Annotated in this window: 20 protein-coding genes and 1 tRNA gene; 18 read left to right on the top strand and 3 right to left on the bottom strand. The window is 69.0% G+C overall.

Annotated features, from left to right (window positions below; translation table 11 throughout):
- Window positions 1-31 precede the first annotated feature (31 nt).
- The 11 genes from WC971_04755 (at window position 32) to hemB (ending at window position 8,084) form a co-directional block, all read left to right on the top strand.
- Window positions 32-736: a cytochrome c biogenesis protein gene (locus WC971_04755; GenBank protein MFA5844124.1), complete on the top strand. Its 705-nt coding sequence runs from the start codon at window positions 32-34 to the stop codon at window positions 734-736.
- Window positions 737-741: 5 nt separating this feature from the next.
- The gene (locus WC971_04750) at window positions 742-930 is read left to right on the top strand and encodes a CcmD family protein (GenBank protein ID MFA5844123.1); all 189 of its coding nucleotides are present in this window, start codon (window positions 742-744) and stop codon (window positions 928-930) included.
- Window positions 931-939: 9 nt separating this feature from the next.
- Window positions 940-1,797 (top strand): cytochrome c biogenesis protein CcsA, encoded by an 858-nt coding sequence (ccsA, locus tag WC971_04745; protein ID MFA5844122.1) that lies wholly within the window; start codon window positions 940-942, stop codon window positions 1,795-1,797.
- Window positions 1,794-2,450: a bifunctional precorrin-2 dehydrogenase/sirohydrochlorin ferrochelatase gene (locus WC971_04740; protein MFA5844121.1), complete on the top strand. Its 657-nt coding sequence runs from the start codon at window positions 1,794-1,796 to the stop codon at window positions 2,448-2,450. Before ccsA ends, WC971_04740 begins: the two co-directional genes overlap by 4 nt.
- A complete protein-coding gene (locus WC971_04735; GenBank protein MFA5844120.1) occupies window positions 2,443-3,267 on the top strand; it encodes an SDR family oxidoreductase in 825 nt (274 codons plus the stop codon). Before WC971_04740 ends, WC971_04735 begins: the two co-directional genes overlap by 8 nt.
- Window positions 3,268-3,465: 198 nt before the next feature.
- A complete protein-coding gene (gene hemA, locus WC971_04730) occupies window positions 3,466-4,830 on the top strand; it encodes a glutamyl-tRNA reductase (protein ID MFA5844119.1) in 1,365 nt (454 codons plus the stop codon).
- On the top strand, window positions 4,820-5,788 hold the full coding sequence (gene hemC / locus WC971_04725; GenBank protein MFA5844118.1) for a hydroxymethylbilane synthase: 969 nt from the start codon (window positions 4,820-4,822) through the stop codon (window positions 5,786-5,788). Before hemA ends, hemC begins: the two co-directional genes overlap by 11 nt.
- A gap of 12 nt (window positions 5,789-5,800) precedes the next feature.
- Window positions 5,801-6,592, top strand: a complete 792-nt coding sequence (locus tag WC971_04720) for a uroporphyrinogen-III synthase (GenBank protein MFA5844117.1) — start codon at window positions 5,801-5,803, stop codon at window positions 6,590-6,592.
- A 61-nt stretch (window positions 6,593-6,653) separates the two neighbouring features.
- Window positions 6,654-6,729, top strand: a tRNA-Ala gene (locus WC971_04715).
- Between the two features lie 88 nt (window positions 6,730-6,817).
- Window positions 6,818-7,069 (top strand): hypothetical protein, encoded by a 252-nt coding sequence (locus WC971_04710; GenBank protein MFA5844116.1) that lies wholly within the window; start codon window positions 6,818-6,820, stop codon window positions 7,067-7,069.
- Between the two features lie 31 nt (window positions 7,070-7,100).
- Window positions 7,101-8,084 (top strand): porphobilinogen synthase, encoded by a 984-nt coding sequence (gene hemB, locus WC971_04705; protein ID MFA5844115.1) that lies wholly within the window; start codon window positions 7,101-7,103, stop codon window positions 8,082-8,084.
- Here hemB and WC971_04700 read toward each other — a convergent pair.
- The 3 genes from WC971_04700 to WC971_04690 all read right to left on the bottom strand — a co-directional run bounded on the left by WC971_04700 (window position 8,042) and on the right by WC971_04690 (window position 9,520).
- Window positions 8,042-8,587: a GNAT family N-acetyltransferase gene (locus WC971_04700; GenBank protein ID MFA5844114.1), complete on the bottom strand. Its 546-nt coding sequence runs from the start codon at window positions 8,585-8,587 to the stop codon at window positions 8,042-8,044. The two genes, hemB and WC971_04700, sit on opposite strands and share 43 nt — an antisense overlap.
- Window positions 8,577-8,867 carry a DUF1778 domain-containing protein gene (locus WC971_04695; GenBank protein MFA5844113.1) on the bottom strand — a complete coding sequence of 97 codons (291 nt, stop codon included), beginning with the start codon at window positions 8,865-8,867 and terminating at the stop codon, window positions 8,577-8,579. Before WC971_04695 ends, WC971_04700 begins: the two co-directional genes overlap by 11 nt.
- A gap of 104 nt (window positions 8,868-8,971) precedes the next feature.
- Window positions 8,972-9,520 carry a nucleotidyltransferase domain-containing protein gene (locus WC971_04690; GenBank protein MFA5844112.1) on the bottom strand — a complete coding sequence of 183 codons (549 nt, stop codon included), beginning with the start codon at window positions 9,518-9,520 and terminating at the stop codon, window positions 8,972-8,974.
- A 430-nt stretch (window positions 9,521-9,950) separates the two neighbouring features.
- On the opposite strand from WC971_04690, the gene WC971_04685 reads away from it, so the two are divergent.
- The 7 genes from WC971_04685 to gmd all read left to right on the top strand — a co-directional run bounded on the left by WC971_04685 (window position 9,951) and on the right by gmd (window position 19,197).
- The gene (locus WC971_04685) at window positions 9,951-10,976 is read left to right on the top strand and encodes a PDDEXK nuclease domain-containing protein (GenBank protein MFA5844111.1); all 1,026 of its coding nucleotides are present in this window, start codon (window positions 9,951-9,953) and stop codon (window positions 10,974-10,976) included.
- A 96-nt stretch (window positions 10,977-11,072) separates the two neighbouring features.
- Window positions 11,073-12,407, top strand: a complete 1,335-nt coding sequence (locus tag WC971_04680; protein ID MFA5844110.1) for a radical SAM protein — start codon at window positions 11,073-11,075, stop codon at window positions 12,405-12,407.
- Window positions 12,408-12,503: 96 nt separating this feature from the next.
- Window positions 12,504-14,498: an O-antigen ligase family protein gene (locus tag WC971_04675; GenBank protein MFA5844109.1), complete on the top strand. Its 1,995-nt coding sequence runs from the start codon at window positions 12,504-12,506 to the stop codon at window positions 14,496-14,498.
- 73 nt (window positions 14,499-14,571) lie between these two features.
- Window positions 14,572-15,855, top strand: coding sequence for a glutamate-1-semialdehyde 2,1-aminomutase (hemL, locus tag WC971_04670; GenBank protein ID MFA5844108.1), 1,284 nt, complete (start codon window positions 14,572-14,574; stop codon window positions 15,853-15,855).
- A gap of 21 nt (window positions 15,856-15,876) precedes the next feature.
- On the top strand, window positions 15,877-16,752 hold the full coding sequence (gene galU, locus WC971_04665) for a UTP--glucose-1-phosphate uridylyltransferase GalU (GenBank protein MFA5844107.1): 876 nt from the start codon (window positions 15,877-15,879) through the stop codon (window positions 16,750-16,752).
- Window positions 16,745-18,235 carry a mannose-1-phosphate guanylyltransferase/mannose-6-phosphate isomerase gene (locus WC971_04660; protein ID MFA5844106.1) on the top strand — a complete coding sequence of 497 codons (1,491 nt, stop codon included), beginning with the start codon at window positions 16,745-16,747 and terminating at the stop codon, window positions 18,233-18,235. The genes galU and WC971_04660 overlap by 8 nt, the downstream gene beginning before the upstream one ends.
- Entirely contained in the window at window positions 18,235-19,197 is a 963-nt protein-coding gene (gmd, locus tag WC971_04655) for a GDP-mannose 4,6-dehydratase (GenBank protein MFA5844105.1), read from the top strand. Before WC971_04660 ends, gmd begins: the two co-directional genes overlap by 1 nt.
- The last annotated feature ends 3 nt before the right edge of the window (window positions 19,198-19,200 follow it).

Raw genomic sequence — 19,200 nt, 5'->3', positions numbered from 1 at the left:
CCAGCGCGACCCGTCGACGGAGGTGCCCCATATGAAACAGAGGGTGACGCTCGCGCTTCTCGCCATCGGCGGCGTCCTCACCACGCTCGCGTTCTTCCTGGCCTTCCTCTACGCCCCGCCGCAGCCGTTCGGCACCGTCGAGGTCGGCGGTATCACGTACGACCGCATCGACTTCGCGCAGAAGATCTTCTACTTCCACGTGCCGGTCGCCGAAGCGTCGTTCCTCGTCTTCTTCTTCACCGCGTTCTACGGCATCAGGTTCCTCATGACGCGGCGCAAGGAGTTCGACACGAAGGCGCGCATCGCGACCGAGGTGACGCTCATGTTCGTCATCCTCACCATGGTCACCGGCGACCTGTGGACGCGCATGGAGTGGGGCCAGTGGTGGGTGTGGGAACCGCGGCTGACCACGTACTTCATCATGACGCTGCTGGTGATCGCCTACTTCGTGCTGCGCAGCTCCGTCGAGGACGAGGAGAGACGCGCGGCATACGCCGCGGTCTTCGGTATCTTCGCCTTCATCGATGCCCCGCTGTCCTTCGTCATCACGCGGATCATCCCGTCGTCCGTGCACCCGGTCGTGTTCAAGCGCGGCCTCGACGGCAAGATGCTTCTGACGTTCATCATCGCCCAGGTCGGGATGCTCATGCTCGGCTACGCGATCTACCAGCTACGAATGGGCGAGGAACACCTGCGCGAGCGTCTCGACGTGCTCAAGGCCTCCCTGGAAGGGTGAGTGGCATGGATCCGACACTGAAGGAGATCTACTCGCTCGTGCTCCCGGGCGCCAAGTTCGTCATCGCGGCGTACGGCATCCTGTGGGCGACGCTCGTCGTCTACATCGCGATGGTCTTCCGCCGGCTGGGCCGCCTCGAGCGGGAGCTGAAGATCGTCGCGGACGCCGTCGAGCGGCGCTCGGCCAAGGCGTAGGAGGAAGGCGTGCAACAGGGCTCGCTCATCACATTCTGGTTCGCGACGGTCTTCTATGCCGGCGCGACCGTCCTCTACGCCTACAACTTCCTGTCGAAGTCGCGCGCCTACGCCTGGTACGCCACCTTCCTGACGGGCGCGGGGTTCCTTCTCCACACGGCGTCGGTCGGGATGCGCTCGACGGCGACGCACGGCACGATCATGACGGGTGCGAACTCGCTCGTCCTCGCGGCGTGGACGCTCGTTCTCGTCTATTTCATAGTCGAGCACCTCGTGAAGCTGAAGGTCTACGGCACGATCCTCGTACCGGTCGCCGCCGCGCTGCTGCTGCTTTCCCAGGCGCTCGGCCTCGGCCCGACCACGGCCGAGTTGAGCGCTTCGCAGGCGCATCTTCTCGACAGCTGGCGCGTGGGCATCCACGTCGTGCTCATCATGCTCGCCAACGCCGGGTTCGCGATCGGCGCTGCCGCGTCCGTCGCGTACCTGCTCATGGAACGGCAGCTCAAGTCCCATCGCACGAGTCGGCTCTTCCGGCGCCTGCCGTCACTCGCCCAGACCGACCAGCTCGCCCGTCGCGCGATCGCCTGGTCGTACCCCGCGTACACCGCGGGGCTGCTGCTCGGGACCGTGCGCGCCATCGAGACCGATGTCGGCGGGTGGTACGCCGACCCGCGCGTCATGACCGCCGGTGTCGTCTGGTTGATCTTCGGGACCTATCTCTACCTGCACTACGCGACGCACCAGTCCGGCCGGCGCGTCTCCTGGATCGCCATCGTCGGGTTCGTGTTCGTCGTCATCCTCGCCGTGATCGCGCGCACGCTGCCCGCCGGGTTCCACATCTTCGGGGCTCTGAGGCCGGGCGCGTGAGTCCTCGCGCCCATCCCTATTACCCGGCCTTCCTCGACCTCGAAGGGCGCCTCGCCGTCGTCGTCGGCTCCGGCTCGCTCGCCGAGCGCAGGGTGCGCACCCTGCTTCGACACGGTGCGGATATCGCCGTCGTGGCGCCCGAACCGGGGGAGGCGCTGCGCGGCCTGGAGGCCGAGGGTCGCATCACCCTGGAGGTTCGGGGGTACGTTCGCGGCGATCTCGAGGACGCCTTCTTGGCCGTCTGTGCCAGCGGCTCTCAGGAGGTCGACCGTGCGGTGAGGGACGAGGCGGAGGAGCGGCGCTGCCTCGTGAACGTCGCGGGCGCGCCCGACCTGTCCAGCTTCGTCATCCCGTCCGTGGTGCGCCGCGGGGACCTCCAGATCGCGGTCTCGACCGGCGGCGGGGCGCCCGCTCTCGCCAAGCGGGTCAGGCGCCGTCTCGACGAGGAGTACGGGCCGGCCTGGGCGGCCTACGTCGCGCTCGCGGGCGAGGTGCGTTCTCTGGCCTTCACACGGCTCGGTGAGGACCGCGCGGCTGCGATACTCGAAGCCGTCGCGGACTCGGACCTGCTCGACCGGATCGAGGCGGGCGGGGAGCCGAGCGCCGAGGAAGTGCTCGCGGAGTTCGAGGGGGAAGGGGTCGAGAATGCCTGAGCGGACGGTCGTGGTCGTCACTGGGGGCAGCAGCGGCATCGGGCTCGCGTGCGCCAGGGCGTACGCGGCTCGGGGGTGCGACGTCGCCATCGTCGCTCGCGACCCGGTCAAGCTCGAGCGCGCGGCAGCCGACATCCGGGCGGCGTGCGCCTCGCCCGAGCAGCGCGTCGCCACGCGCAGCGCCGATCTCTCGCGTGCCGACGAGGCCGCTACGGCGATCGACTCGCTCGCGGAGGACGGCTTCGTGCCCGACATCCTCGTGAACTCGGCGGGCGTCATCCTCCCCGGCGAGTTCGAGACGATGCCGTTCGAGCGTTTCGAGAGCAACATCGACAACGGCTTCTGGAGCGTCGTGCACCCGTGCCGGGCGGCGGTGCCGAGGATGGTCGCACGCGGCTCCGGTCACATCGTCAACGTCTCCTCGGTCGGCGGATTCATCGGCGTCTACGGCTACACGGGCTATTCCGCGGCGAAGTTCGCGGTCATGGGGTTCACAGAGTCGTTGCGCCTGGAGATGAAGCCGCGCGGCGTCTCCGTGCACGTCGTGTGCCCGCCCGACACCGAGACGCCGGCGCTGGAGTACGAGCGCACGCTCCGTCCGCCGGAGACCGACGCCATCGCCGGCAACGTCAAGCCGATCTCGCCGGAGCGCGTCGCCGCCGCCGTGGTGCGCGGCGTCGAGCGCGGGAGGTACCTGATCATCCCCGACGCCCTGAGCGCGTTCTACTTCCGTCTCAAAGGCGTGCTGCCCGAGCTCATCTTCGCAGTCTTCGACGGCGACGTCGCGAAGGCGCGCAAGGGGAAGGTGCGCTCGTGACGAAGGTCACAAGCGTTGTCGGAAGCCGCACGGAAGTGGTATCATTCGAGCGTTCAGGCTCAGTCGCAGGTAGTGCTCCCATACGCGTCACCCTTCATCGCCCCCGGCCGGGCCTGCTTGCCTGAACAACACGCACTGCTCCGGCGGGGGCGACCCTTTGCACATCGACAGCGAACGCTGTGAGGCGAGAGACGCGCGATGCACCTGACCTTGGTCGGCTTGAGCCACAAGACCGCGCCCGTCGAGATCCGAGAGAAGCTGACCTTCCCCGCCCACCGGCAGGAAGAGGCGCTCTCACTGCTCACGGGGGGTGACGAGGTCGCCGAGGCGATCATCGTGTCCACATGCAACCGCACGGAGATCTACGCGGTCACCGCGAGCGAGGAGGCCGGCGCGCGCGCGGTGGTCGACTTCATGGCCGGCTTCCACGCCCTCGACCGCGACGATCTCGCCCGCTACCTGTACGTCGTCAACGGCGAGGCCGTCGTGCGCCAGCTCTTCCGCGTCGTGGCGTCGCTCGACTCGATGGTCGTCGGCGAGGCGCAGATCCTCGGTCAGGTGAAGGAGGCGTACGAGCACGCCTTCGCCGCCGGGGGAACGGGGCGCGTCTTCAACAAGTTGTTCCGCCAGTCGTTCGAGGTCGGCAAGCGCGTCCGTAGCGAGACCGAGATCGGCGAGAACGCCGTCTCGATCAGCTATGCCGCCGTCGAGCTCGCCAAGAAGGTCTTCGAGACGCTCGAGGGCCGCACGATCCTCGTCCTGGGCGCCGGCAAGATGAGCGAGCTCACCGCGAAGCATCTCTTGAGCAACGGAGTGCGCAAGGTCCTCGTCGCGAACCGTACCTACGAACGCGCCGTCGAGCTCGCCGAGCGCTTCTCGGGCGAGCCCATCCGCTACGAGGACCTCTTCGAGCGCATGCGCGAGGCGGACATCGTGATCTCCTCGACCGCCGCCACGCACTACGTCATCGATCGCGACCGCGTCGCGGGCGCGATGCGGGGCCGCGGCCCGCGCCCGCTCTTCCTCATCGACATCGCCGTGCCGCGTGACATCGACCCGGCCGTGAACGACCTCGCCAACGTCTTCCTCTACGACATCGACGACCTCAACGGCGTCGTCTCCTCGAACCTGGAGGAGCGCACGCGAGAGGCGCGCCGCGCGGAGGTCATCATCGAGGAGGAGTTCCACGAGTTCGCCGCTTGGCTCGAGTCGATGGAGGTCGTGCCGACGGTCGCCGCGATCCGCTCGGACGCCGAGCGCGTCCGCCAGGAGGAGCTCGCGAAGGCGCTGAAGCGGCTCGAGGGCCTCTCGGAGAAGGAGTTGGCTACCGTGGACGCGCTCACCTGCGCGATCGTGAACAAGATGCTCCACGGCCCGACGAGCCGCCTCAAGCAGGCCGCCGGGACGAAGGACGGATACGTGTATGTCGACACGGCGCGTCAGCTCTACGGCCTCGAGCCGGCCGAAGGCAAGGGTCACCACGGCGGTCTGCTCAAGGGACTGCTCGGCAGGGGACACGACAAGGGACACGTACCGGAGACGGGAGACGACGTTGGGTGCTGAGCGTAGTGGACTGACCATCGGCACCCGGGGCAGCAAGCTCGCGCTCTGGCAGTCGGAGTACATCAAGGCGAGGATCGAGGAGACCACCGGGCTACCGGTGAGCCTCAAGATCATCAAGACGACCGGCGACAAGATCCTCGACGTGCCGCTCGCCAAGGTGGGCGGCAAGGGCCTGTTCACGAAGGAGATCGAGGTCGAGCTCTCGGCGGGGACCGTCGACCTCGCCGTGCATTCGATGAAGGACGTCCCGACCGAGTTGCCCGAAGGACTCTTCATCGCCGCGACGCCGGCCCGCGTCGACCCGCGCGACGTCATCGTGAGCGGCGCCGGTTACGACCTCGCGACCCTGCCGCGGGGCGGAAAGCTCGGCACGAGCAGCCTGCGGCGCCGAGCGCAGGTGCTGGCGCTGCGGCCCGACCTCGAGATCGTCGACGTCCGCGGCAACCTCGACACGCGGATGCGCAAGGCGGAGGACGGCACGCTCGACGCCGTCATCCTCGCGGCGGCGGGCATCACGCGTCTGGGTTGGGCCGACCGTATCACCCACTACGAGGACCCGTCCGTGATGTGTCCCGCCGTCGGGCAGGGCGCGATCGGGATCGAGATCCGCGAGGACGACGAGTTCATGCGCGGGGTCTGCGACGCGCTGCGCGACGAGGACACGTTCACCTGCGTGCGCGCCGAGCGCGTCGTCATGCGCACGCTCGAGGGCGGTTGCCAGGTGCCGATCGGAGCGTACGCGCGCATCGAGGACGGCACGCTCGTGATGGACGCGGTCGTGGCCTCGGTCGACGGCACGACGGTGCTCCGCCACCGCCTCACCGGTTCGCCCGATGAGCCCGAGGCGCTCGGCGCCGCGATGGTCGATCGCCTGCTCGACATGGGGGCCGACGCCGTGCTCGAGGCGATCCGCGCCGTGGGCGAGGACGGCTCCGTGAGCACGCTCCTCGAGACCTAGGCGCGAAGCGTCGTGTCCGCCAAGCCTCCTCTAGCGGGACGTGCCGTTCTCGTCACGCGCACTCGGGAGCAGTCCGCGTCTCTCGCGGGACCGCTGGCAGCACTCGGCGCCGAAGTGGTCCCCTTCCCGGTCATCTCCATCGAGGAGCCCGAGGACGTCGAGCCCGTCGCGCGGGCCGTACGCGAGCTGGCGTCCTACGACTGGATCGTGCTCACTTCGGCGAACGGCGTGGAGCGGTTCTTCGCCCGCGTCGTGTCGACCGATCGGACCGAGGAGGCGCTCTCGAAGGTCAAGATCGCGGCGATCGGGAGCGCGACGGCCGAGCGGATCGCGGGCTACGGCGTCGTCGCGGACCTCGTGCCGAAGGACTTCCGCGCGGAGGGCCTGGTCGACGCGTTCCGTGAGATGGGCGCGGGGCCTGGTTGGCGCGTGCTGGTGCCGCGGGCGCAGGAGGGGCGCGAAGTGCTCCCCGACGCGCTGCGTGCTCTCGGTGCGACCGTCGACGTCGTGGCGGTCTATCGCACCGTCCTCGCCGCGCCCGATCCCGCGGCGCTCGAGCGACTGCGTGGGGGGACCGTCGACGCCGTGACGTTCACCAGCGGGTCGACCGTACGCGGCTTCCTCGAGGCGCTGCGCGACGCGGGACTCGACCCGGCGGCGGTCATGGAACGCCTCGTCGTCGCGAGCATCGGCCCGGTGACGACGAAGGCCCTATCGGCGGCGGGCTTCCACGCGGACGTCGAGGCCGCCGAGGCGACCGCGGACGGCCTCGTCCGAGCGCTCGTGGAGCGCCTCTCGGATTGACAACGGTGGTCCCGCTCGGCAGACTATTCTGTGCTTCGCGGCCGCGCGTCGCGGAGGCCGTGGGGATGTGGCTCAGTTGGGAGAGCGCTGCCTTCGCAAGGCAGAGGTCGGCGGTTCGAATCCGCTCATCTCCACCATCGGATATGATGTCGAGGCGACCCGGATCGCGGGGCGCCTCGACTGTTCGAGGGTAGACGGTCCGCAGCAACGGAAAGGAGCTCCTCGATGGGAGCAGTCCCGGAGCCGACAGGCACCACGTTCATCTCCTGGCTAACGCAGTACGGCAACATCATCCTGTTCTTCGCGCAGATGCTCTTCTGGATCGCCGTCGCGGTCGCCGCGGTCTGGGCCGCTTGGGAGCTCAAGCGGCTGGTCGACCACAAGGTCGGCAAGGCGCCGAAAGCCAAGAAGGCCGAGATGGACGCCGAAGCCGCCGACGAGGACAAGTCCGTGAGCGTGGAGGAGTTCGTCGAGTAGCAGCGCGCAGCGCTGAGCCTGGAGGGCCTTCATGGAGTTCCCGACCTTTCGCATGCGGCGCCTGCGCCGCAACGAGACCGTGCGCGCCATGGTGCGCGAGACGAAGCTGACCGCGGACGACCTGATCTACCCGCTGTTCGTGAAGCCGGGGACCGGGATTCGTGACGAGGTCTCGTCGATGCCCGGCGTCTTCCAGCTCTCGATCGACCAGTTGCCGGGCGAGATCGCCGAGCTGCGTGAGCTGGGCGTCCCGGCCGTCATACTCTTCGGTCTTCCGGAGAGCAAGGACGAGGCGGGCAGCGGTGCGTACGCCGAGGACGGCATCGTCCAGCGGGCCATCCGCGCGATCAAGGCGGCCGACCCGGACTTCTACGTCATCACCGACGTGTGCATGTGCGAATACACGAGCCACGGCCACTGCGGCGCGCTCGACGAGCACGGCTGCGTCATCAACGACGTGACGCTCGAGCTACTCGCCCAGACTGCGGTCAGCCATGCGGAGGCCGGCGCCGACATGGTCGCCCCTTCCGACATGATGGACGGCCGAGTCGCCGCCATCCGCGGCGCGCTCGACTACGAGGGCTTCACCGAGGTCCCGATCATGGCGTACTCGGCGAAGTACGCGTCCGCGTACTACGAGACGTTCCGCGAGGCCGCCGACTCCGCGCCCGCGTTCGGCGACCGGAAGCAGTACCAGATGGACCCCGCGAACGGAGCCGAGGCGCTGCGCGAGACCGCTCTCGACATCGCTGAGGGCGCCGACATCGTCATGGTCAAGCCGGCGCTCGCGTACATGGACGTCATCCGCCGCGTGAAGGACGAGTTCGGCATGGTGACGGCGGCCTACAACGTCTCGGGCGAGTACTCGATGATCAAGGCGGCCGTGAAGCTGGGCTGGTTCAGCGACGAGCGGCGCATCGTGCTCGAGACCCTCACCGGCTTCAAGCGCGCCGGCGCCGACCTCATCCTGACCTACCACGCCAAGGACGCCGCGCGCTGGCTCAAGGAAGGCTGACCGAGGGTCTTGCGGATGTCCTTCATGAGAAGGAACAGACGTAGCGGATCCATCGGCGCGGGCTCGAATCCGAACTTCGCGTAGAACGACCTCGCGATCTCGTGTTTCGCTTGGACGAACACCGCCCTGGCTCCGATCGCTTCGGCCGCCGCTGCTGAGCGTCTCAGGGCGTCGAGCAGCATCTGCGTGCCGAGGCCGTGTCCCTGCTCCGGGATGTCGACCGCGAGGCGACCGAGCAGGATGACCGGGATAGGTCCCCGGCCCTGTCCCTTTCGGAGACGCTCCGTGCCTTCGATCGGCCGGACGCTCGCGGCCGCGAGGCTGTGGTAGGCGACCACGCGCGAGCCACGAGCGGCGACATAGGTGCGGCTCTTGCCGCCATGCTGGTTCACCAACGCCCAGCGGTGCAGGTACTCGTTCAACGCGGGCGCGCCGCAGTCGAACGCCCCCAGTTCGTGCGAAGAGTCGAGGGGCTGTGGACCGAGCAGAGGCTCAGCGGTCACCGAACGGACTCGGTTCGGCCATGGCGCGCTTCAGCTCGGGGATCTCTCGGGCCGGTCGATCCAGGAGCGCCACGAACTCGTCCCACGCCTTCGGTTCGAGCGAGAAGGAGGTCTGCTCCGCGAGAACCTGCTCGGCCGAACTCAAGGCGGCTTGAAGGACGAACTGGCTCGAGTTCACGTGCCGCGCGCGAGCCGCCTGCTCGACGAGCGACTTCTCTTCCTTCGTGGCGCGGATGTTGAAGCGCTCGACCTTCGTATCGGCGACGTTCGGTGGGTTCATCGGCGGTTCTTCCTAGCCCTGAGTCGCGGGATCGTGAGCCCAGTGTACTCACGGTATCGAGAAGATGTCTACCCATTGTACGTACAACCAGCACCAGGGACTCGTCACGCACGCCACACCTCGACCGCCTCGCGGAGGGCGCGGTCGCGAAGTCGGGGCTTGAGGAGGGTCTCTCGAACGGGGTCGACCTCTCGGCCGAGCAGGTCCTCGAGATGCTTGCCGGCCTGCAGGTACTCGAACCCGACGGGGCGGTCGAAGTCGACGAGGATGTCCACGTCGCTTTTTGCCGACTGCGTGCCTGTCGCGAACGAGCCGAACACGCGCAGCCGAGACAGACCGAAACGCCGAAGGTCCTCGGTATCGGCGCGTACGCGGGCGGCTATCTCGCCGAGATCGCGCACGGGGCCGGTCGTCGCCGGCGTCGCGTATATGGCAGTGCTCTCAGCCGCCATGAGTGCCTGTTCGTCGCCGATCCCCAGCGCTTGCGCCACAGCGTCCACCCGCGCCAGCGTCGCGGTCTTGTAGGCGTTCGATTCCCAGCGCGCGATCTGCGGCTGCCTCACTCCGACGCGCTCTCCCAGCTCCCGCTGGCTCATCCCGAGCATGCGGCGGGTCCACACGAGAGTCGTCCCCATATCCGATGGCCTCATCATGTTCTGACAATAACACGAACGATATGGAAAATAACACAAAGGGTATCAGAACACGTGAGCGACGTCGGGACTGGCGTATCCGGCGTGCTTACGGTCTCGCTGATCATGACCAGGATCCTGGATTCGCTGGTCTACTCCAACCGGGTGATGATTCGCAGCAGTCTCCTCACTTTGCTGAGCGCTTTCATCTGCAGGGGCGAATGCGACAGGCGATGCGAGAACGAGTCGTAGCGGCGCTTGCGAGCCCGGCGTGTGCAGCCACGATCCCGAGAAATGCGCGCCACTGGCGGGCAAATCGAGTTGGAGCCGCCTCGTCGAACTCCTCATGCGCCGCCGCCGTTCAGGCTCCGCTCAGATTCCGGTAAGGCCGCCCTCGTAGTCTCGTGGGGCACACGCGGATTGGCGCATGCGCCGCACGAGAGGCGACCGGATGGACGACGATGACCTGAGGGCGCTGACGCCCGTGGACGACGCCCTCTTCGGCGATGTCGCCAGCCTGATCGACAGCGCGCGCCAGCGGGTCGCGACGTCGGTCAACAGCGAGCTCGTCATGCTCTATTGGAGCATCGGTAAGCGCGTACGCGCGGACGTTCTGGGCGGAGAACGCGCTGCGTACGGGCAGCAAGTCATCAGGCGACTCGCCGAAAGGCTCACTGGACGATACGGACGGGGCTGGAGCAAGCAGAACCTCTTGCGCATGCTTCGATTCGCGACAGACTACCCGGATGCCTCAATTGTCTCGCCACTGGCGAGACAATTGACATGGACGAACATCGCCGAACTCCTCACCATCCACGACCAGCGGAAACGCGACTTCTACCTCGCATTCTGCGTGCACGAGCGTTGGTCGAAGCGCACACTGCGGGCCAAGATCGCCGGCAAGCTCTACGAGCGCACCATCGCCGCGCGGGGATCGGCCGACGGGCTCGAAGCCGACCTCGCCGCGCTCGCCACCACCGGCACCGTCGAGCCGGCCCTCGCCTTCCGGGACCCGTATGTGCTCGACTTCCTCGGCCTGCCCCCGGAACACGGCGAAGCCGACCTCGAACGCGCGATCCTCGACGAGATGCAGCGTTTCCTGCTCGAGCTCGGTGTCGGTTTCGCGTTCGTGGAGCGGCAGAAGCGCATGACCGTCGACGGGCACGACCACAGGCTCGATCTGCTCCTCTACCACATCACGATGCGGTGCTACGTCGCCCTCGAGCTCAAGACGCGCCCGCTCGAACCGGGCGACTACGGGCAGATGATGCTCTACCTGCGCTGGCTCGACCACCACCAGCGGCACCCGGGGGATTCGGCGCCCATCGGGCTGATCCTGTGCACCGAGAAGGGACCGGAACAGGTGGCGCTGCTCGGGCTCGACTCCGGGGAGGTGAGGGCGGCGCAGTACGTGGTGGACGAGGTGCGCACGGGGCTGGAGCGCATCGTGGCGCGGGCGAACGCGCTGGAGAGCTGACCGTGGCTCTCGTCGACGCTCCCTGCCCCTGGCGTCCCCGGCCCGGTTCTTGCAGACTGGTGCGGTCACGCATCCGACCACCGGGAGTCTTCGCACATGGCTGAGAACGTAGGCAACTCCGATGCCCGCCCCGATCTCGACCTCGAAGGGGAGATGGCCGCCGCCGAGGCTCCGTGCGGCGCCGAGGGCGTCGCGGTCCCGATGGGCGGCCACCCCGGCGGCCACCCCGGCGGTCATCCGGCCGGCGTCCCGATGGAGCGCCAGCGCCACGGCGGCGCGCGCTCGGTCGGCTTCCGTCCCGGCGGCGGCCCCGCCGCGCTCGCCTACCAGGAGCGCACGGGCATCAAGGCCCCGCGCATCATCGCGTGGGAGATCACGCGCTCGTGCAACCTGAGCTGCGCGCACTGCCGCGCGGCCGCCGAGTTCGGCGCGTACGCCGGCGAGCTCAGCCTCGACCAGATCAAGTCGACCATCGACGACATCGTCACCATCTCGAACCCGATCATCATCCTCACCGGCGGCGAGCCTCTGATGCGCCCCGACATCTGGGAGATCGTCGACTACGCGCAGACCAAGGGCGCGATGCCGGTCATCGGCACGAACGCGACGCTGATCACCGAACAGATCGCGGCGAAGATGCACGATCACGGCATCCCGCGGATCTCGGTCTCGGTCGACTTCCCGACCGCGGAGGAGCACGACGTGTTCCGCGGCCAGCCCGGCTGCTTCGACGAGACCATCCGCGGCATCAAGATGGCGAAGGCGCACGGTGTGGGCGTGCAGATCAACATGACCGTCACCACGCTCAACGCCGACAAGGTGGACGCCGTCCACGACCTCGCCGAGGCGCTCGGCGTCGACGCGTTCCACATCTTCATGCTCGTTCCGACGGGCCGCGGCTCCGACCTGCTCGACAAGGAGCTGCCACCGGCGGAGTACGAGCGCGTGCTCGCGTGGGCCTACGAGCGCCAGAAGACGTCGCCGCTGCACTTCAAGCCCACCGACGCGCCGCACTACTACCGCATCATCCGCCAGCTCGCGAAGGCCGAGGGCAAGAAGGTCACGCGCGAGGAGTACGGCCTCGACGCGATGACGCGCGGCTGTCTCGGCGGCATCACCTTCTGCTTCATCAGCCATGTCGGCGACGTGCAGCCATGCGGCTACTTCGACATGCAGCTCGGTAGCGTCAAGGAGAAGCCGTTCTCCGAGATATGGACCTCCTCGAAGGTCTTCAACGAGCTTCGCGACTACTCCCTTCTCAAGGGGAAGTGCGGGGCCTGCGAGTACAAGGCCGTGTGCGGCGGCTGCCGCGCCCGGGCGCTCGAGGTCACCGGCGACTATCTCGCCGCCGAGCCGTACTGCGTCTACGAGCCGCCGGCCTGGGTGCGCGGCGACACGGAACCCGATGCGGTCGAGGGCGGGGACTCCTAGGATCCTTCGCGCTATCGCCGCTTCACGCGTGCTACCATCGCGGCGGACGACGCAATCCGCGTATGTGCTCCGCGGTCGGGGAGGACCGGAGACGCGATGGCACGTGCTCCCGCAAAGGGACGGACCGCCAAGCCTGCTCGGAGGTTGCGGCTTGCAGCCGTCGCGGCCGGCCTGACCTCGATCTCAGCCTACGCTGTCGACCAGCGGCTCCATCCGTACGCTTCGCGTTTCGCCGGGCTTCTCATCGCCGCTGGCGTATGGGCGTGGGTCTGGGCGCGTGGCGAGACCGAGCCTTTGCGGACGCGCCGTCTCGACCTCGCTGCCGCCGTGGCGGCCGGCACACTCGTTCTCTCCTCGCTGTTCTCTGCATCCCCGGCGCAAGCGCTCACCTTCGGCGCCGAGGGCGGCTGGATGGGCGCTCCGTCGTGGCTCGCGCTGCTGACCGTCTTCTGGGTGGCTTCTCGCACCCGACTGGGACGCGATTTCGAGGACGCCGCGTCGCTGGCGTACGTCTGGGCCGCGCCGGCCGCCGCCGCCGCTCTGCTGCAGTACGCGACGAGCGGCTCCGTCCGCGCCGGGTTCGGCAACGGCAACTACCTCGGCGCGGCGCTGGTGGTCGTCCTGCCGATCGCCTGCCTGCGGGCTGTCGAACCGGGGCACACGACCGAGACCCGGCTCGCGTGGTGGGCCGCGGCGATCCTGCTCGTCGCGGGGTGTTTCTTCTCGGGGAGCAGCACAGTGCGTGTCGTGAGCCTGGTCGAGATGACGGGCATCCTCGTGCTGCACTTCTTCCGCGGCATGGCCCTGCACCGGGCGGTGTTGAGGGCGTCGGCGGTCGTCGGGGCGCTCGTGCTCGGAGTCGCCCTCGTCGTAGGTGCGGCGGCGTACACGCCAGGCCTGCTCCCCGCCGCGGTGCGCGACCACGTCCGCCCCGCGGCCTTCGGGGCGACGACGTTCACGCGCATCGAGATGTGGAAGGTCGCAGCCGCCGTCTTCCGCGAGCGCCCGCTGCTCGGGGTCGGGCCCGACGGTCTCCAGCTCGCCTCCCAGGGTCACGTCACCGAGCGGTTCCTGGGGCTCGAGCCGCAGGCCGCTGCTGGCATCGACACGCTGCTGATAGACCCGCATTCGCTCCCGTTCGCGGCGCTGGCGTCGCTGGGCGTCGTGGGCTTCGGCGGCCTGCTCTGGCTTCTCGTCGCGTGGGTGGGCGAGGTCTGGCGTCTGGCCGTGGTGGACACCGACGGCGGCAGGCTGCGCCTAGCGTTCGCCATCGGTGTCGCCGGGTTCCTCGGGACGATGCTGCTGATCCCGTGGAGCATCGTCTTCGGCGGGCTGCCGGCGCTGTGGGCGGGCCTCGCCGTCGCGCCCCCCGAGTCGGCCGCCTCGAAGTCCGTCCGGGGGAAGCAGGCCGCTGCGGTCGCGTCGTCCGCGCGCTCGTGGTCGCCGCAGGCGCGAGAGGTCGTCGCTGGCCTGCTCGCCCTGTCGTTCGGTCTGCTCGCGTTCGCCGGGATCGCCGGGGAACAACTGGTCCAGCGCGCGAAGGCGGCCGGGGACGAGGCCACCGCCCTCAAGAAGATCGTCGCGGCACGCCGCTTCCAGCCGACCCGGCCGTTCCTCGTCTTCCAGGCCGACATGCTCTACGGGCGCCTGATGCTGCGCGGGATCGTCACGCCCGCAGCTTACAGGGCCTTCGTCGATCAGGCTCCTACCGGCGTGCGGAATAACGGCGTCTACCTGGCCGCACTGGCGGGAGTCGGCCTAGACGAGGCGCTCGTGTCGGGCCGCACCGATCTTCGGTGGGAGCAGTCCGTCGTGGGTCGTGCCCTGGCGCTCGCCCCGGGCGCTCCGGACGTGCGGCTCGAGGTGGCGCACCTCGCGCTCCTTCGCGGGGATCTCCAGACCGCGCGACGTGTGCTCGACGACTCCAAGGGGTGGATCGGGATGAACCCGCGGCGGACCCTCTACGAGTACTACTACGCCGCCGTGTCCCGCGACGCCACGCTCGCCCTGGAGTACGCGGCGACGCTCGGACGTGAGGATCCTGGGCTCGCCGCGCTCGCGTACCCCGGCGATCTCCTCGGCCGTCACTGACGTCGCAAGACGGGGTCCGAGCCGGGCGGTTCGTGCTACCATTCGTCGGTAGCCTCGGAAAGGAACCCTACCCATGGATCACAGCCGCTCCTCGGCGTTGTTCGCCGATGCCCGGAAGACCATCCCGGGCGGAGTGAACTCGCCGGTGCGCGCGTTCGGCAGCGTCGGCTCACAGCCTCTCTTCTACGAGCGGGCGAAAGGGGATCGGGTAGTCGACGTCGACGGGAACGAGTACGTCGACTTCGTGGCGTCCTGGGGACCGATGATCCTCGGCCACGCGCCCGACGAGGTCCTCGACGCGGTCCGCGGGCAGCTCGAGAAGGGGACCAGTTACGGCGCCCCTTGCGAGGCCGAGGTCCGCATGGCGCAAGCCGTGTGCGACGCGGTGCCGTCCATCGAGATGGTGCGCATGGTCTCCTCGGGGACCGAGGCGACGATGAGCGCGATACGCCTCGCCCGCGGCTACACCGGCCGAGAGAAGTTCATCAAGTTCGACGGCAACTACCATGGCCATTCCGACGCTCTGCTCGTCGCTGCCGGCTCCGGTCTCGTCACGCTGGGAATCCCCTCGACACCCGGCGTGACCGCGGGCGCGGCCCAGGACACGATCGTCCTTCCGTACAACGATCTCGACGCCGTGGCCGGCGCCCTCGCGCGCGAGGGCGCGAGCGTCGCGGCGATCATCCTCGAGCCGATCGCGGGCAACATGGGGGTCGTCCCCCCGAGGCCCGGCTTCCTCCAGGGGCTCCGCAAGCTCTGTGACGAGCATGGTGTGGTCCTCATCTTCGACGAGGTCATCTCCGGCTTCCGAGTCGCGCTCGGCGGCGCTCAGGAGCTCTACGGCGTCACGCCCGACCTCACGACGCTGGGCAAGATCATCGGCGGCGGTTTCCCCGTCGGTGCGTTCGGCGGGCGCGCCGAGATCATGGAGCGCCTCGCCCCGGTCGGCCCGGTCTACCAGGCCGGAACGCTGTCGGGCAATCCGGTCGCGATGGTCGCGGGCCTCGCGCTCGTCGAGCGGCTGAGGCGCCCGGGGGTATATGAGGAGTTGGAGAGGAAGGGCGCGCGGCTCGAAGCCGGGCTCCGCTCGGCGGCCCAGCGCGCAGGCTTGCCCGTCTTCCTCACGCGCGTGGGCTCGATGGCGTGCATGTTCTTCACCGAGACCGAGGTCGTCGACTGGACGAGCGCGGCCACGGCGGACACGGACCGGTACGCGCACTACTTCCGTGCCATGCTCGATGCGGGGTTCATCCTCGCACCGAGCCAGTTCGAGGCTACTTTCGTCGGGCTCGCCCACGCCGACGACGACATCGATGCGGCCTGCGAGGCGGCGGCGCTTGCGCTCGCCGCGCTCTAGGGCCGGACGGAGGGATTCAGCGTGAAGGCGATCATCCCTGCCGCGGGCATGGGCACGCGGTTCCTGCCGGTGACGAAGGCGCAGCCGAAGGAGATGCTGCCCGTCGTCGACAAGCCGGTCATCCAGTACGTCGTCGAGGAGGCGGTCGCCGCGGGCGTCGACGACATCCTCATCGTGACCGGGCGCGGGAAGCGCGCCATCGAGGACCACTTCGACCGCTCGGTCGAGCTCGAGGAGCTGCTGGAGCGTGCGGGCAACGTGGAGATGATGCGGCGCGTCCGTGCCGTCTCCGAACTCGCGGACATCTTCTACGTGCGTCAGAAGCGGCCTCGCGGCCTCGGCCACGCCGTGCTGTGCGGCGCCGCGCACGTCGGCAGCGAGCCGTTCTTCGTGATGCTCGGCGACGTGCTCGTACCCGGCCGCGGGTGTCTGCCGCGGTTGCGCGAGGTGCACGAGAGCTACGGCGGGAGCGTGGTCTCGGTGACGCCGGTCGAGCCGCATCTCGTCTCGCGCTACGGAGTCATCGCCGGCCAGGAGGTCGAGCCGGGCGTGTGGAAGATCACCGATCTCGTCGAGAAGCCGCCGCTGAACGAGGCGCCGTCGGACCTCGCCATCTTCGGTCGGTATCTCCTCACTCCCGCCGTCATGGGGATCCTGCCCCATGTCGATCCCGGGCGCGGTGACGAGATCCAGCTCACCGACGCGCTGCGCAAGCTGCTCAAGGTGGAACCGGTCTACGCGGTGTCCTCTCCTTCGCCGGGCTACGACACCGGCAACGTGCTGGCCTGGCTCGAGGCGAACATCGGTCTCGCCCTCGAGAGCGACGAGCTCGGGCCGCCCCTGCGCGCGTCGCTGGAGAAGATGCTCGCCGGAGGGGCCGGGGGCGTGGATGGCTGAGGCCGCGGCCGGCGATCGCCGGGTCCCCGACCTCGACGCCGTCATCCTAGCGGGAGGCAGCGGCGCGCGCTTCTGGCCGCTCTCGCGCGAGTTGACGCCGAAGCAGCTGCTGTCGGTCTTCGGCGGAGAGACGCTCATCCTGAAGGCGGTCCGCCGCATCGCGCCGCTGACCGGCTCCGGGCACGTCTTCGTCGCGACCGGCGAAAGGCTCGTCGACGACCTGCGTGCCCATCTCGCGAGCCGGCCGGAGACGGCCGGTCTCGACATCGGCTACCTCGTCGAGCCCGTCGCGCGCAACACCGCGCCCGCCGCGGCGCTGGCGGCGGCGTTCCTCGCCGCGCGCGACCCTCGCGCGATCATGGCGATGCTCCCCTCCGACCATCTGCTCGACGACGGCCCTGAATGGGAAGCGACGATCCGCGCGGCCGCCGCGCTCGCGCGCGACGGCTACCTGGTCACCGTCGGACTGCGGCCGACCTCGCCCGAGACCGGCTACGGCTACATCCGCACCGGCGAGCCGATCGCCGGGCAGGCCGCGGGCGGCGTCATCGGGTGTCGTGCCGCCGCGTTCGTCGAGAAGCCGGACCGGGCGAGCGCCGAGCGCTTCCTCGCCGCGGGCGACCACCTGTGGAACAGCGGCATCCTCGTCGCCGGAGCCGCGAGGTTCCTCGAAGAGCTCGAGTCGGCCGGCGAGGACGGGCGCCGGATCGTCTCGGTCGCGCGGGAGATCGCGGCCGAGCCGCCCGAGATGTGGCGGGAGAGCGCGGCGCGCGAGCGGTTCGCCTCGTTGCCGTCGGTCTCCGTCGACGTCGCCGTCCTCGAAGTGAGCGACCGTGTCGCGGTGGTGCCGTCGTCGATGGACTGGTCCGACGTGGGCTCGCTGCTCGCGGTGGAACGTCTCGGGACGCCGGACGCCGGCGGGAACACGCTGGTGGGACGCGCCGTCGACGTCGACTCGAGCGGTTGTCTCGTCTATTCGCCCGACCGGCTCGTCGCCACACTCGGTCTGCGCGACGCCATCGTCGTCGACACGCTCGACGCGACGCTCGTCGCCGACAGGTCGCGCGCCCAGGACGTCCGTCTCGTCGTCGAGGCGCTGAAGGCGGCCGGTCATGCCGAGGCGGTCTCGTCTCGCACCGCCGCGCGCCCGTGGGGTGAATGGACGCTGCTCATGAAACTCGACGGCTTCCAGGTGAAGTCGATCTCGGTCGATCCTGGCCGGCGGCTCTCGCTGCAGAGCCATGCCCGCCGCAGCGAGCATTGGGTCGTCGTCGAGGGCGAGGCCCTCGTGCGCCGGGGCACCGAGGACCTCACGGTGCGCGCGAACGAGTCCGTGCACATCCCGGTGGGCACACTCCACCGGCTCGAGAATCCGGGCCCCGGCCCGCTGCGCGTCATCGAGGTCGCCGTCGGCGACTACCTTGAGGAGGACGACATAGTGCGTCACGAGGACGACTGGGGACGAGAAGGAGGGGACCGCTGATGGCACGCAGAGCGCTCATAACAGGCATCACCGGCCAGGACGGGAGCTACCTGGCGGAGCTGCTGCTCGAGCAGGGATACGACGTGTACGGGCTCGTGCGCCGCACCTCGACGGAGACGCTCGAACGCGTCGAGCACATCCGCGACCGCGTGACGCTCGTCGGGGGCGACCTCACAGACCAGTCCTCGCTGATGTCCGCCCTTGAGTCCGCGACTCCCGACGAGGTGTTCAACCTCGCCGCGCAATCGTTCGTCGCCGAGTCGTGGAAGGAACCGGTCCTCACCGGAGACGTCAACGCCCTCGGCGTCGTGCGCCTGCTGGAGGCTATCCGCCGCGTGGCACCGAAGGCGCGCTTCTACCAGGCGTCGTCCTCGGAGATGTACGGCCGAGTCCGCGAGACGCCGCAGACGGAGCTGACGCCGTTCCACCCGCGCTCGCCCTATGCGTGCGCGAAGGTCTACGGTTTCCACGCCACGGTGAACTACCGCGAGTCCTACGATATGCATGCGAGCAACGGCATCCTTTTCAACCACGAGTCGCCGCGCCGCGGCATCGAGTTCGTGACGCGCAAGGTCACCGACGCGGTCGCGCGCATCAAGCTCGGCCTGGCCGACTCGCTGCGTCTGGGCAACATCGACTCGAAGCGCGACTGGGGCTTCGCCGGCGACTACGTCCGCGCCATGTGGCTGATGCTCCAGCAGGACGAGCCGGGCGATTACGTCGTCGCGACCGGCGAGACGCACACCGTGCGCGAGTTCCTCGAGGTGGCCTTCGGTCACGCCGGCCTCGACTGGGAGAAGTACGTGACCATCGACCCGGCGTTCATCCGCCCGGCCGAGGTCGACCTGCTCCTCGGCGATCCCGGCAAGGCGAAGCGCGTGCTCGGGTGGGAGCCCACGGTCGGTTTCGACGAGCTCGCGCGGATGATGGTCGACGCGGACCTCGCGCGGCTGAACGGGTAGTCG

The organism is Coriobacteriia bacterium, from assembly GCA_041658765.1.
In the GTDB taxonomy this organism is placed as follows: Bacteria; Actinomycetota; Coriobacteriia; order Anaerosomatales; family JBAZZO01; genus JBAZZO01.
This window is presented reverse-complemented; position numbering and strand designations above follow the sequence as displayed.

Excerpts from the sequence above, each read along its gene's own strand:
- hemL (MFA5844108.1), top strand. The coding sequence starts at position 14,572 with ATGGATCACAGCCGCTCCTCGGCGTTGTTCGCCGATGCCCGGAAGACC.
- WC971_04690 (MFA5844112.1), bottom strand. The coding sequence starts at position 9,520 with ATGATGAGGCCATCGGATATGGGGACGACTCTCGTGTGGACCCGCCGC.
- WC971_04755 (MFA5844124.1), top strand. The coding sequence starts at position 32 with ATGAAACAGAGGGTGACGCTCGCGCTTCTCGCCATCGGCGGCGTCCTC.
- WC971_04695 (MFA5844113.1), bottom strand. The coding sequence starts at position 8,867 with ATGAACCCACCGAACGTCGCCGATACGAAGGTCGAGCGCTTCAACATC.
- gmd (MFA5844105.1), top strand. The coding sequence starts at position 18,235 with ATGGCACGCAGAGCGCTCATAACAGGCATCACCGGCCAGGACGGGAGC.
- hemA (MFA5844119.1), top strand. The coding sequence starts at position 3,466 with ATGCACCTGACCTTGGTCGGCTTGAGCCACAAGACCGCGCCCGTCGAG.
- WC971_04685 (MFA5844111.1), top strand. The coding sequence starts at position 9,951 with ATGGACGACGATGACCTGAGGGCGCTGACGCCCGTGGACGACGCCCTC.
- WC971_04750 (MFA5844123.1), top strand. The coding sequence starts at position 742 with ATGGATCCGACACTGAAGGAGATCTACTCGCTCGTGCTCCCGGGCGCC.
- hemB (MFA5844115.1), top strand. The coding sequence starts at position 7,101 with ATGGAGTTCCCGACCTTTCGCATGCGGCGCCTGCGCCGCAACGAGACC.
- WC971_04680 (MFA5844110.1), top strand. The coding sequence starts at position 11,073 with ATGGCTGAGAACGTAGGCAACTCCGATGCCCGCCCCGATCTCGACCTC.
- WC971_04675 (MFA5844109.1), top strand. The coding sequence starts at position 12,504 with ATGGCACGTGCTCCCGCAAAGGGACGGACCGCCAAGCCTGCTCGGAGG.
- WC971_04710 (MFA5844116.1), top strand. The coding sequence starts at position 6,818 with ATGGGAGCAGTCCCGGAGCCGACAGGCACCACGTTCATCTCCTGGCTA.
- WC971_04735 (MFA5844120.1), top strand. The coding sequence starts at position 2,443 with ATGCCTGAGCGGACGGTCGTGGTCGTCACTGGGGGCAGCAGCGGCATC.
- WC971_04660 (MFA5844106.1), top strand. The coding sequence starts at position 16,745 with ATGGCTGAGGCCGCGGCCGGCGATCGCCGGGTCCCCGACCTCGACGCC.